Annotated in this window: 11 protein-coding genes; 5 read left to right on the forward strand and 6 right to left on the reverse strand. The window is 68.4% G+C overall.

Translation table 11 applies throughout. The features are described 5' to 3' along the window. Positions 1–32: 32 nt before the first annotated feature. Together gshB and MC45_RS10225 are read left to right on the forward strand one after the other, a co-directional pair. A complete protein-coding gene (gshB, locus tag MC45_RS10220) occupies positions 33–989 on the forward strand; it encodes a glutathione synthase (protein ID WP_038662629.1) in 957 nt (318 codons plus the stop codon). A gap of 23 nt (positions 990–1,012) precedes the next feature. After that, positions 1,013–1,615, forward strand: a complete 603-nt coding sequence (locus tag MC45_RS10225) for a DedA family protein (protein WP_038662632.1) — start codon at positions 1,013–1,015, stop codon at positions 1,613–1,615. 55 nt (positions 1,616–1,670) lie between these two features. On the opposite strand, the gene MC45_RS10230 is transcribed toward MC45_RS10225, so the two are convergent. Then, positions 1,671–2,567 carry a tyrosine recombinase XerC gene (locus MC45_RS10230; protein WP_038662635.1) on the reverse strand — a complete coding sequence of 299 codons (897 nt, stop codon included), beginning with the start codon at positions 2,565–2,567 and terminating at the stop codon, positions 1,671–1,673. A 76-nt stretch (positions 2,568–2,643) separates the two neighbouring features. Between MC45_RS10230 and MC45_RS10235 the strand changes: the two genes are divergently transcribed. From MC45_RS10235 to MC45_RS10245, 3 genes are read left to right on the forward strand one after another with little or no spacing between them, the layout of a single operon-like run. Further along, positions 2,644–4,101 carry a sensor domain-containing diguanylate cyclase gene (locus MC45_RS10235; RefSeq protein WP_038662638.1) on the forward strand — a complete coding sequence of 486 codons (1,458 nt, stop codon included), beginning with the start codon at positions 2,644–2,646 and terminating at the stop codon, positions 4,099–4,101. A gap of 41 nt (positions 4,102–4,142) precedes the next feature. Beyond that, the gene (locus MC45_RS10240) at positions 4,143–6,314 is read left to right on the forward strand and encodes a primosomal protein N' (protein WP_038667108.1); all 2,172 of its coding nucleotides are present in this window, start codon (positions 4,143–4,145) and stop codon (positions 6,312–6,314) included. 34 nt (positions 6,315–6,348) lie between these two features. Next, positions 6,349–7,335: a glycosylasparaginase gene (locus MC45_RS10245; RefSeq protein ID WP_038662640.1), complete on the forward strand. Its 987-nt coding sequence runs from the start codon at positions 6,349–6,351 to the stop codon at positions 7,333–7,335. A 185-nt stretch (positions 7,336–7,520) separates the two neighbouring features. Here MC45_RS10245 and MC45_RS10250 read toward each other — a convergent pair whose 3' ends face one another. From MC45_RS10250 to atpA, 5 genes are all read right to left on the reverse strand, one after another. Continuing rightward, entirely contained in the window at positions 7,521–7,772 is a 252-nt protein-coding gene (locus tag MC45_RS10250; protein ID WP_037535488.1) for an ATP synthase F1 subunit epsilon, read from the reverse strand. A gap of 1 nt (position 7,773) precedes the next feature. Continuing rightward, complete coding sequence (locus MC45_RS10255) at positions 7,774–8,127, reverse strand: hypothetical protein (RefSeq protein WP_038662643.1); 354 nt, start codon at positions 8,125–8,127, stop codon at positions 7,774–7,776. Between the two features lie 35 nt (positions 8,128–8,162). After that, complete coding sequence (gene atpD / locus MC45_RS10260) at positions 8,163–9,644, reverse strand: F0F1 ATP synthase subunit beta (RefSeq protein ID WP_038662646.1); 1,482 nt, start codon at positions 9,642–9,644, stop codon at positions 8,163–8,165. Between the two features lie 25 nt (positions 9,645–9,669). After that, positions 9,670–10,554, reverse strand: coding sequence for a F0F1 ATP synthase subunit gamma (locus MC45_RS10265; protein ID WP_038662648.1), 885 nt, complete (start codon positions 10,552–10,554; stop codon positions 9,670–9,672). A gap of 97 nt (positions 10,555–10,651) precedes the next feature. After that, a complete protein-coding gene (atpA, locus tag MC45_RS10270; protein WP_038662651.1) occupies positions 10,652–12,181 on the reverse strand; it encodes a F0F1 ATP synthase subunit alpha in 1,530 nt (509 codons plus the stop codon). Position 12,182 lies beyond the last annotated feature (1 nt).

Raw genomic sequence — 12,182 nt, forward strand, 5'->3', positions numbered from 1 at the left:
CCGCCCGAGATCAACAGCCCGCGAGTGTCCCGATGCCCCTCACCGTCGCCGTCCAGATGGACCCGCTCGACAGCATCGCCATCGCGGGGGATTCGACCTTCGCGCTGATGCTCGCCGGCCAGGCGCGTGGCCACCGCCTGTTCCACTACGACGCCGAAGACCTCAACTATCGCGACGGCCGCGTCTGGGCGAAGGCGCATCCCGTCACCGTGCAGCGGGTCGACGGCGATCATTTCCGGTTCGATCCCCCGGTCAGCCTCGACCTCGGCGAGCAGGCCGATGTCGTGCTGATGCGGCAGGACCCGCCGTTCGACCTCGGCTATATCACCGCGACGCATCTGCTCGAGCGGATCGCCGACCGGACGCTGGTGGTCAACGACCCGGTCAGCGTCCGCAACGCGCCCGAGAAGGTGTTCGTGCTCGATTATGCGCGCTTCATGCCGCCGACGCTGATCACCCGCAGCCTCGACGAAGCGCGCGCCTTCCTCGCCGAACATGGCGAAATCGTCGTCAAGCCGCTCCACGGCAACGGCGGCAAGGCGATCTTCAAGGTCGGCAGCGACGGCGCCAACCTCTCCGCGCTGATCGAGGTGTTCAACCAGACGTGGCGCGAGCCACATATGATCCAGGCGTTCCTGCCGGCGGTGGCGAAGGGCGACAAGCGTATCGTGCTGGTCGACGGCGTCGTCGCCGGTGCGATCAACCGGCTGCCCGGCGAGGGCGAGATCCGCTCCAACCTCGCGGTCGGCGGTTCGGCGGTGAAGACCGAGCTGACCGACCGCGAGCGCGAGATCTGCGACGCGCTCGGCCCCGAGCTGAAGCGCCGCGGCCTGATCTTCGTCGGCATCGACGTGATCGGCGGCGAATGGCTGACCGAGATCAACGTCACCTCGCCGACCGGCATCGTCGCGATCGAGCGGTTCGACGGCACCGACGTCGCCGGCCTGATCTGGGATGCGATCGAGCGCAGGGTGTCGGAACGCGGCTGACGGCTCCGCCGTTACCCTCCGGCATGACCGAGTTCATCCTCAACGGCATCGCCTGGGGCGGCTATATCGGCATCTTCCTGCTGATGGCGCTGGAGAATATCATCCCGCCGATCCCGTCGGAGGTGATCATGGGCCTCGGCGGCATGGCGGTCGCGCGCGGCGACATGGCGATGGTGCCGCTCGTCCTGTGGGGCACCGCGGGGACGACGGCGGGCAATTACGTCTGGTATCATATCGGCCGTCACGTCGGCTACGTCCGCTTCCGCCCCTTCGTCGAGCGGCACGGCCGCTGGCTGACGATGGAATGGGAGGATGTCGAGGCGCTGCACCGCTTCTTTGTCCGGCGCGGCGGCTGGGTGGTGTTCGTGTTCCGCTTCATGCCGACCTTCCGGACGATCATCTCGCTGCCGGCCGGCATCACCTGCATGCCGGTGTGGCGGTTTCTCGTCTGGACCTTTGCGGGCAGCCTGATCTGGAACAGCATTCTCGCCGGCGCCGGCCTGTACCTCGGTGCGCGCTTCGCCGAGCTGGACCATTATGTCGGACCGCTGGCGGTGGCGATCATGGTGCTGATCGTGATCGCGTACATCTGGCGCGTCGCGACATGGAAGCCGCGGGGGCAATAGCTTCGGCCCCGGCTTTTCCCCCGCCAGCGGGAGGAATTATAGTCCGACCGATCCCTCAGCCATGCGGGTGGGCGTTGCGGTAGACGTCGAGCAGATGCGCCGCGTCCACGGCGGTATAGACCTGGGTCGAACTCAGGCTGGCATGACCCAGCAGCTCCTGCAACGCGCGCAGGTCCGCGCCCCGGCCGAGCAGATGCGTCGCGAAACTGTGTCGCAGCGCATGGGGGGTCGTCCGCTCGCCGAGCCCGAGCTGGCCCCGTGCCCGCTGCACCGCCTTGCGGACCATGCCGGGCGACAGCGGCCCGCCCTTGGCGCCGCGGAACAAGGGCGCCTGCGAATCGAGCACCCATGGCTGCTGCGCCACATAGGTCCCGATCGCTTCGCTGACCTGCGGCAGCAACGGGACGATCCGCGTCTTGTCGCGCTTGCCGGTCACCGCCAGCGTCTCGCCGAGCGGCAGCACCGCCGCCGGCAGCGCGATCGCCTCGCCGATACGCAGCCCGGCACCGTAGAGCAGCAGCAGCACCGCCCAGTCGCGCGCGCCGATCCATGGCTCGACCGCCGCATCCGCCACCGCACCGGCGAGCGCCAGCGCCTCGTCGGGCGACACCGGCCGCGGCACCCCGACCTTCACCCGCGGTCCACGTAACCGTGGCACCACGCCGTCCGGCACCGCAAAGGCGAGGAAGCCGCGCACCGCCGACAGCTCGCGCGCGGCGGAGGCATTGCCCAGCCCTTCCGCGCGGCGCGCGGCGAGGAAGGCGCGCAGGTCCGCGGCCGTCACCTGCGCCAGCGCCGCCGCATCGGCACGTGCGCCCCAATGCGCCTGGAGAAAGGCGGTGAGCCGCTCGGCGGTCGCTTGATAGGCGCGGACGGTATGCGCCGACCGCCGCCGGTCGCGGGCGAGATGCGCCGCCCAGCGGACCGACAAGGGAGGCCCGGATGCGCTCATCGCGACCCCGCCACGGCACCCGTAGCGGGGCTCAAGAAGAACATTTTAACCCTTTTGGGACAACATCATAGTGGCCATGAATGATCATCAGTCGTCGTCCCATCCATCCTATGACGAAGCCGGCCGGCTCGCCGCGCTGCATGCGCTGGCGCTGCTCGACAGCGAACCCGAGAAGGAGTTCGACGCGCTCGTCGCGCTGGCGGCGGAGCTGCTCGGCTGCCCGATCGCGCTGCTGACGCTGATCGACCAAAAACGGCTGTGGATCAAGGCGAGCACGGTGCCCGGCGAACGGGAGCTCGATCGCGACGTCGCCTTCTGCGATCGCACGATCCGCCAGGATCGGCCGCTGATCGTCGACGATCTCACGCAGGACGCGCGGTTCAACAGCTTTCCGCTGGTCACCGATGCCGGCATTCGCTTCTATGCCGGGACCGCGATCCATGTCGCCGACGGCGCCGGCGTCCGTCAGCCGATCGGCACGCTCTGCGTCCTCGACACCAGTCCGCGCTCGCTCAACGCCGCCGGCCATGCCGCCTTGGAGCACCTCGCCAGCCTCGCCGAGGCGCTCATCGCGGCGCGGCGGACCGCGATCGAGGCGATCCGCATCGCCACCACCGGCGAGGAGCTGGTCCGCCGGCTCGAGCGCAAGGAGCGCATCTTCCGCCAGGCCGAGCGGATCGCGATGATCGGATCGTGGCGCATGTCGGTCGCCGATGCGGCGCTCGAATGGTCGGAGAACGTGTTCCGCATCCACGGCCTGCCGGTCGGCGCGGTGCCGCCGCTCGACGGCGCGCTCGATTTCTATCCGCCGCACGCCCGCATGATGGTCGCCGATACGATCCGCCAGGCGCTGGAGACCGGCGAGCCGTTCGAATTCGACACCGATCTGATCACCGCCGACGGCCGCCGCCGCCGGGTGCGTGCCGCCGCCGAGGTCGAGGCGTCCGACGGCATCGTCCAGGCGCTGGTCGGCGTGTTTCAGGACATCACCGGACAGCATGAGCTGGAAACGCGGCTGCGCCATTCCGCGGATACCGACGCGCTGACCGGTATTCCCAATCGCGCGGCGTTCGACCGCGAGCTGGATCACGCGATGCGGCGGGCGCGGATCGACGGATCGCCGCTGATGCTGGCGCTGATCGACCTCGACGGGTTCAAGGACATCAACGATGCGCTGGGCCACGGCGTCGGCGACGACGTGCTGCGGTTGACCGGTGCGGCGCTGACCGAGCCGTGGCTGCGCAATTGCTTCACCGCGCGGATCGGCGGCGACGAATTCGCGGTGGTGATCACCGATCCGGTGATGATTGCCGACCCCGACCGGCTACGTGATCGGCTCGAGGCGGCATTGCACATCCCGGTCGAGAGCGGTGGCATCACGATGACGAGCGCCGGTTCGGTCGGGCTCGCGACGTTCGACGCCGATTGCCATTCGCTGCGCGATTTCGCCCGCCGCGCGGACGTCGTCCTCTATGCCGCAAAACGCGCCCGCGTCGGCCAGACGCAGCGCGCGAACGTCCGCAAGGCCGCTTAACGCTTTCCGACGAGTCGCCGAGCCCCCATATGGGGCGCGTCATGTCCTCGCGTGCCCGCGTCCTCGTCCTCAACTCCGCGCTCGGTCCGCTCGATTATCGCGTGCCGGCGGGCATGGCGGTCGAGCCGGGCTCGGTCGTCATCGCGCCCTTGGGGCCGCGTCAGCTGCTCGGCGTCGTCTGGGAACCCGAGCGGCTGCCCTCGGATGCAGAGGTCGGCGACAACCGGCTGCGGCCGCTGCTCGGTACGGTCGACGTCCCGCCGCTCGCCGCGCCGCTGCGCCGGCTGGTAGAGTGGACCGCAGATTATTATCTCGCGCCGCCCGCCGCGGTGGTGCGGATGACGCTCGCCTCCACCTCCGCGCTGGAGGGATCGCGCACCGCCACCGAATATCGCGCCACCGGCATCGTCCCGCCGCGCCTCACGCCGCAGCGCGAACAGGCGCTGGAGCGGATCGGCGACCGGCAGGGCCTGATCCGCGAACTCGCCACCGCCGCCGACGTTTCCGACGCGGTGATCCGCGGCCTCGTCAAGGCGGGCGCGATCGAGGCGGTCGAAGTGGCGATCGACAGCCCCTATCCGCATCCCGACCCCGCCTTCGGTCCGCCGCAGCTCGCCGGCGAACAGCAGGCGGCGGCGGCGACTTTGGTCGAGGGGGTCGCCGCGCACGCATTCCGCCCCACGTTGCTCGACGGCGTCACCGGCTCGGGCAAGACCGAGGTCTATTTCGAGGCGGTCGCCGAGGCGATCCGGCAGGGGCGGCAATGTCTCGTCCTGCTCCCCGAGATCGCGCTGACCGAGCCGTTCCTCAAGCGCTTCCACGACCGTTTCGGCTGCGAGCCGGTGGCGTGGCATTCCGGGCTGCGCTCGACCCAGCGCCGCCGCGCGTGGCGGGCGATCGCGAACGGCGAGGCGCTGGTGACGGTCGGCGCGCGCTCGGCGCTGTTCCTGCCCTATCGCAACCTCGGCCTGATCGTCGTCGACGAGGCGCATGAGACGAGCTTCAAGCAGGAAGAGGGCGTCCATTACCACGCCCGCGACGTCGCGGTGATGCGCGGCAAGTTCGAAGGCTGCCCGGTGATCCTCGCCAGCGCCACGCCGGCGATCGAGACGCGGCAGCAGGTCGCGCTCGGCCGCTATGCGGAGCTCAAGCTGCCCGGCCGCTACGGCGCCGCGGAGATGCCGACGATTGAGGCGATCGACCTGATCCAGCAGCCGCCCGAACGCGGCCGCTGGCTTGCGCCCAAGCTCGTCACCGCGCTGGAGGAGACGCTGGCCAAGGGCGAACAGTCGCTGCTGTTCCTCAACCGCCGCGGCTATGCGCCGCTGACGCTGTGCCGGACCTGCGGGCATCGCTTCCAATGCCCCAATTGCACCGCCTGGATGGTCGAGCACCGGCTGACGCGGCGGCTCGCCTGCCATCATTGCGGGCATGTGCTGCCGACGCCGCGCGCCTGCCCCGAATGCAAGGAGGAGGACAGCCTCGTCGCCTGCGGTCCCGGCGTCGAGCGGATCGCCGACGAGGTCACCGCGCTGTTCCCCGAAGCCAAGACCGCAGTCGTCACCTCCGACACGATCTGGTCGCCGGCCAAGGCGGCGGAATTCGTCGGGCGGATGGAGGCGGGCGACATCGACATCGTCGTCGGCACGCAATTGGTGACCAAGGGCTATCACTTCCCCAACCTGACGCTCGTCGGGGTGGTCGACGCCGACCTCGGGCTGGAGGGCGGCGATTTGCGCGCCGCCGAGCGCACCTTCCAGCAGATCCGCCAGGTGTCGGGACGCGCCGGGCGTGGCGCCAAGCCGGGGCACGTGTTCATCCAGACGCACAGCCCCAAGGCGCAGGTGATGCAGGCGCTGGTCACCGGCGATGCCGACGCCTTCTACGAGGCGGAGACCGAGGCGCGGCGCGATGCCGGTGCGCCGCCATTCGGTCGCTATGCGGCGATCGTCGTTTCGTCGGAGGAACAGGCCTGCGCCAATGAGATCGCGCGGCTGGTGGCGCGCTCGGCGCCGCAGGTCGACGGCATGGCGGTCTACGGCCCTGCCCCCGCGCCGCTGGCGATGCTGCGCGGCCGCCACCGCTATCGGCTGCTCGTCCATGCCCGCCGTGCGCTCGACGTGCAGGACGTGATCCGCGACTGGCTGGGCGCACTCGACTGGCCGGCAAAAGCACGCGTGACGGTGGACGTCGATCCGTATAACTTCCTTTAGCGGACCAATTCAGGTCCAACAGGGGGTGTGGCGAATGACGACACGGCGCGGATTTCTCGGCGGGGCGGCGGCGACTGCGGGCGTGGCATCACTGGCCAGCGCGGCGCAGCCGGGCGGCGGCGCGATGATCGTCTCGACCTGGGATTTCGGCGCGGCGGCCAATGACGCCGCCTTCGCGCGGCTCAAGGCGGGCGGCACGCTGATCGACGCGGTCGAGGCGGGCGGCATGGTGCCCGAGGCGGACCCGAACAACCATTCGGTCGGCTACAGCGGCTATCCCGATCGCGACGGCCATGTCACGCTCGACGCGGTCATCATGGACGACCGCGGCGGTGTCGGCGCGGTGGCGGCGCTGGAGGATACGGTCCACGCCATCTCGGTCGCGCGGCGGGTGATGGAGAAGACGCCGCACACCTTCATCGTCGGCGAGGGCGCGACGCGCTTCGCCCGCGACCAGGGCTTTCCCAAGGTCAATCTGCTCACCCCCGAAGCGGAGAAGGCGTGGCGCGACTGGCTCAAGACCTCGCAATACAGACCGGAAGCGAACATCGAGAACCGCCGGCCGCGCGGCGGCGCGCTCGACCATGACACGATCGGTCTGCTTGCGCGGACCGCAGACGGGCGGATGGCGGGGGCGTGCACGACCTCAGGCATGGCGTTCAAGATGCGTGGGCGGGTCGGCGATTCGCCGCAGGTCGGCGCGGGCCTTTACGTCGAGGCGGGCGTCGGCGCGGCGACCTCGACCGGGCTCGGCGAGGAAGTGACGCGGGTGTCGGGCAGTGCGCGCGTGGTGGCGTCGATGCGCGCCGGCCTGTCGCCGCAGGCGGCGTGCGAGGAGGTGGTCCGACATATCGCCAAGCTGCGCGGCGATGCGATCAAGGGGACGCAGGTCGGCTTTCTCGCGCTGTCGCCAAAGGGCGAGGTCGGCGCCTTCTGCCTGCTGCCGGGGTTCACCTATGCGGTGACCGACTCGGAGGGCGTGACGGTGGTGAAGAAGGGGCCGTCGCTGTTCGCGGCATGAGGCCCGGCTCGCGCGAATATGCCGTCGATCCAGGCGTTTACTGCGCGAACATGGACAACATGGACACCTTAATGGAAACGATCGCCTCCCGATCGTTTCCGTTTCTGCACAGATGGGAAAGAGCCGGGTGTACGGCCCTCCCCTAGCAGCGCCGCGCCGTGTAGGACAGCGCGGCCAGTCGGGCCTCAGGCGGCGCGTTCGGCCAGCACGGTCAGGCCCTTGGCGTTGACCTCGGCGAAGCCGCCCTGGATCGCGATCGTCTCGGGCTGGCCACCCTCGGTGCGATAGACCGACAGCGCACCGTCGCGCACCGTCGACATCAGCGGCGCATGGCCTTCGAGCACGCCGAAGTCACCCTCGGTGCCGGGGACGACGACCATATAGACGTCCTCGGAACGGACGAGCTTCTCAGGCGTGACGAGTTCGAAATGGAGCATGTTATCGCAAGGTCCTGAGCGCGATGCCCGTGATGCAGGCAATGATGTACATGGCGGCGACGAATTGGGCGATCGCCCAATTTCCGCGCGCGCGGAATGGATCGATCACAGCTTCAACACCGCGATCAGAATGCCAGCCGTGGCGACGATAACGACCCATCAGCCAGGTCAGCAACTGCGTCTTCGCGCTTCCCAGTCGCGCGCTGAGCCGTTCTTCCATGAGCTGGATATCGGACTTGGTCGCAACCCCGTCCGTTACCGCCCGACCGATGGCAGCAGCGATCGCCTCCGCCTGCGCGGCGGGAAGTTCGGTGGCCTTCAGGTCCCGGGCGATCGAGAGCGTATCGACGTTCACGAACCCAGCCTAACCGAACCTCCTGCCGAAGTCGATTACGCTTCCTGCGCGAGCTTCTCGGCCTTGGCGACGACCTCGTCGATGCCGCCGACCATGTAGAAGGCCGCCTCGGGCAGATGGTCGTATTCGCCGTCGACGACTGCCTTGAACGAGCGGACCGTGTCCTCGATCTGCACGAACTTGCCGCTGATGCCGGTGAAGACCTCGGCGACGTGGAACGGCTGGCTGAGGAACTTCTGGATCTTGCGCGCGCGCGTCACCGTCAGCTTATCCTCTTCGGACAATTCGTCCATGCCGAGGATGGCGATGATGTCCTGCAACGACTTGTAGCGCTGGAGCAGCGACTGGACCGCGCGGGCGGTGTCGTAATGCTCCTGGCCGACGACGCGCGGTTCGAGCACGCGGCTGGTCGAATCGAGCGGATCGACCGCCGGATAGATGCCGAGTTCCGAAATCGCGCGGTTGAGCACGGTCGTCGCGTCCAGATGGGCGAACGAGGTCGCCGGCGCCGGGTCGGTGAGATCGTCCGCGGGGACGTACACGGCCTGCACCGAGGTGATCGAACCCTTGTTGGTCGAGGTGATGCGCTCCTGCAGCGCGCCCATGTCGGTCGACAGCGTCGGCTGATAGCCCACCGCCGACGGGATGCGGCCGAGCAGTGCCGACACTTCCGCGCCCGCCTGGGTGAAGCGGAAGATGTTGTCGACGAAGAAGAGCACGTCCTGCCCTTCCTGGTCGCGGAAATATTCCGCGATGGTCAGGCCCGACAGCGCGACGCGGGCGCGGGCGCCCGGCGGCTCGTTCATCTGGCCGAACACCAGTGCGACCTTCGAACCCTCGCTGGTCGGATTGCCCTCGGCATCCTTGGCGATGACGCCCGCGTCGAGGAATTCGTGATAGAGGTCGTTGCCCTCGCGGGTACGCTCGCCGACGCCGGCGAACACCGAGGTGCCGCCGTGGCCCTTGGCGATGTTGTTGATCAATTCCTGGATCAGCACGGTCTTGCCGACGCCGGCGCCGCCGAACAGGCCGATCTTGCCGCCCTTGGCGTAGGGCGCGAGCAGGTCGATGACCTTGATGCCGGTGACGAGGATCGCGTTCTCGGTCGACTGGTCGACGAACAGCGGCGCCTCGGCATGGATCGGCGCGCGCAGGTCGGTCTGCACCGGGCCGCGCTCGTCGATCGGCTCGCCGATGACGTTCATGATGCGGCCGAGCGTCGCCGGGCCGACGGGAACGCTGATCTGCGCGCCGGTGTCGCGGACGGTCTGGCCGCGGGTCAGGCCCTCGGTCGCGTCCATCGCGATCGTGCGGACGGTGTTCTCGCCGAGATGCTGCGCGACTTCGAGCACCAGCTTGTTGCCGTTGTTGTCGGTCTCGAGCGCCGAAAGGATCGCCGGCAGATTGTCCGGGAAGTGGACGTCGACGACGGCGCCGATGACCTGGGCGATCGTGCCGGTGGTGTTGCTGCTGCCCGTCGACTGGGTCGGGCGGATGTCGTCTGCGGCGGTTGCCATGGCGGTTCTTCCTGCTTCGGATTCGTTAGAGCGCTTCGGCGCCGGAGATGATCTCGACCAGTTCGGTCGTGATCGCGGCCTGACGCGTGCGGTTATACTGGATCGACAGGCGATTGATCATGTCGCCCGCATTGCGGGTGGCATTGTCCATCGCGTTCATGCGGCTGCCCTGCTCGGATGCGGCGTTTTCGAGCATCGCGCGGAACACCTGGATCGCGACGTTGCGCGGCAACAGGTCGGCGAGGATCTGCTCCTCGTCGGGCTCGTATTCCACCACGGCGCCCGCCGAAGCGACCGGCACGTCCGCCTTGGTCTCGTCGACCGCGACCGGGATGATCTGGCGACCGACGGGGAGCTGCACCAGCGCCGAGACGAACTTGGCGTAGAACAGATGCGCGACATCGAACTCGCCGGCGGCATAGCGCGCGAGCAGGTCGTCGGCGACTTCGCGGGCCTGCTGGAAGCCGAGCGTCTTGTGGCCGCCCAGCTCGTGATCGGCGAGGATCGCGTTCGGGTAGAAGCGCCTGAGCACCCGCCCCTTCTTGCCGGCGAGATAGAAGCGCACGGTCTTGCCCTGCGCCTCCAGCTCCTCCGCCTTGCGGCGGGCGGCGCGGACGATGTTGGTGTTGAACGCGCCCGCGAGGCCACGCTCGGAGGTGGCGACGACGAGCAGATGCACCTGGTCCTTGCCGGTGCCCGACAGCAGCGGCGACACGGTCGCCCCGCCGGCGAGCTGACGCGACAGGCTAGAGACGACCGCCTCCAGCCGCTCCGCATAGGGACGGCCGGCCTGCGCCGCCTCCTGCGCGCGGCGCAGCTTGGCGGCGGCGACCATCTTCATCGCCTTGGTGATCTTCTGGGTCGATTTGACCGAGTTGATCCGGATCTTGAGGGCCTTCAACGACGCCATTGTTGTCCTTCATGTGCTCCTGCGCAGGCAGGAGCCCAGGGTTACCAAGCGAGCCGCTCTGGGCTCTGGGCTCCGGCTTGCGCAGGAGCACCGGATGTTACGCGAAGGTCTTCGCAAACTGGTCGAGCGCGGCCTTCAGCCCCGACTTGGCCTCGTCGCCGAGATCGCGCGTCTCGCGGATCTTGGTGAGGACGCCGGCGTGGTTGGCGCGCAGATCCTGCAACATCGCCTGCTCGTAGCGGACGACGTCGGTCACCGCGACCTTGTCGAGATAGCCGTTGGTGCCGGCGAAGATCGACGCGGTCTGCTCCTCGAAGGGCATCGGCGAGAATTGCGCCTGCTTGAGCAGCTCGGTGAGGCGCGCGCCGCGGTTGAGCAGGCGCTGCGTCGAGGCGTCGAGGTCAGACCCGAACTGCGCGAACGCCGCCATCTCGCGATACTGGGCGAGCTCGAGCTTGATCGAGCCCGACACCTTCTTCATCGCCTTGGTCTGTGCGGCCGAGCCGACGCGGCTGACCGACAGGCCGACGTTGATCGCGGGGCGGATGCCGGCGAAGAACAGGTCGGTTTCGAGGAAGATCTGGCCGTCGGTGATCGAGATCACGTTGGTCGGGATATAGGCCGACACGTCGCCCGCCTGGGTCTCGATGATCGGCAGCGCGGTGAGCGAGCCGCCGCCGTTGGCGTCCGACATCTTGGCGGCGCGCTCGAGCAGGCGGCTGTGCAGATAGAAGACGTCGCCCGGATAGGCTTCGCGGCCCGGCGGACGGCGCAGCAGCAACGACATCTGGCGATAGGCGACCGCCTGCTTCGACAGATCGTCGAACACGATCAGCGCGTGCATGCCGTTGTCACGGAAATATTCGCCCATCGCGGTGCCGGTATAGGGCGCGAGGAACTGGAGCGGTGCCGGCTCCGACGCGGTCGCGGCGACGACGATGGAATAGTCCATCGCGCCATTCTCTTCGAGCGTCTTGACGAGCTGCGCGACGGTCGAGCGCTTCTGGCCGACCGCGACATAGACGCAATAGAGCTTCTTCGACTCGTCCGACGACTGGTTGATCGTCTTCTGGTTGATGAAGGTGTCGATCGCGACTGCCGACTTGCCGGTCTGGCGATCGCCGATGATCAGCTCGCGCTGGCCGCGGCCGACGGGAACGAGCGCGTCGATCGCCTTGAGGCCCGACTGCATCGGCTCGCTGACCGACTGGCGCGGGATGATGCCCGGTGCCTTGACCTCGACGCGGCTGCGCTTCTCGGCGACGATCGGGCCCTTGCCGTCGATCGGGTTGCCGAGGCCATCGACGACGCGGCCGAGCAGGCCCTTGCCGACGGGGACGTCAACGATCGTGCCGGTGCGCTTGACGATATCGCCCTCGCGGATCTCCGAGTCCGAACCGAAGATCACGACGCCGACGTTGTCGGCCTCGAGGTTGAGCGCCATGCCCTGCACGCCGTTGGCGAACTCGACCATCTCGCCCGCCTGGACGTTGTCGAGACCGTAGATGCGCGCGATGCCGTCGCCGACCGACAGCACCTGACCGGTTTCGGTGACCTGCGCTTCGGTGCCGAAGTTGCTGATCTGGTCCTTGATGACCTTGGAGATTTCTGCGGCGCGGATATCCATC

It is taken from the genome of Sphingomonas taxi (assembly GCF_000764535.1).
In the GTDB taxonomy this organism is placed as follows: domain Bacteria; phylum Pseudomonadota; class Alphaproteobacteria; order Sphingomonadales; family Sphingomonadaceae; genus Sphingomonas; species Sphingomonas taxi.

Coding starts and splice junctions, on each gene's coding strand:
- gshB (WP_038662629.1), top strand. CDS start 33: ATGCCCCTCACCGTCGCCGTCCAGATGGACCCGCTCGACAGCATCGCC.
- MC45_RS10225 (WP_038662632.1), top strand. CDS start 1,013: ATGACCGAGTTCATCCTCAACGGCATCGCCTGGGGCGGCTATATCGGC.
- MC45_RS10230 (WP_038662635.1), bottom strand. CDS start 2,567: ATGAGCGCATCCGGGCCTCCCTTGTCGGTCCGCTGGGCGGCGCATCTC.
- MC45_RS10235 (WP_038662638.1), top strand. CDS start 2,644: ATGAATGATCATCAGTCGTCGTCCCATCCATCCTATGACGAAGCCGGC.
- MC45_RS10240 (WP_038667108.1), top strand. CDS start 4,143: ATGTCCTCGCGTGCCCGCGTCCTCGTCCTCAACTCCGCGCTCGGTCCG.
- MC45_RS10245 (WP_038662640.1), top strand. CDS start 6,349: ATGACGACACGGCGCGGATTTCTCGGCGGGGCGGCGGCGACTGCGGGC.
- MC45_RS10250 (WP_037535488.1), bottom strand. CDS start 7,772: ATGCTCCATTTCGAACTCGTCACGCCTGAGAAGCTCGTCCGTTCCGAG.
- atpD (WP_038662646.1), bottom strand. CDS start 9,644: ATGGCAACCGCCGCAGACGACATCCGCCCGACCCAGTCGACGGGCAGC.
- MC45_RS10265 (WP_038662648.1), bottom strand. CDS start 10,554: ATGGCGTCGTTGAAGGCCCTCAAGATCCGGATCAACTCGGTCAAATCG.
- atpA (WP_038662651.1), bottom strand. CDS start 12,181: ATGGATATCCGCGCCGCAGAAATCTCCAAGGTCATCAAGGACCAGATC.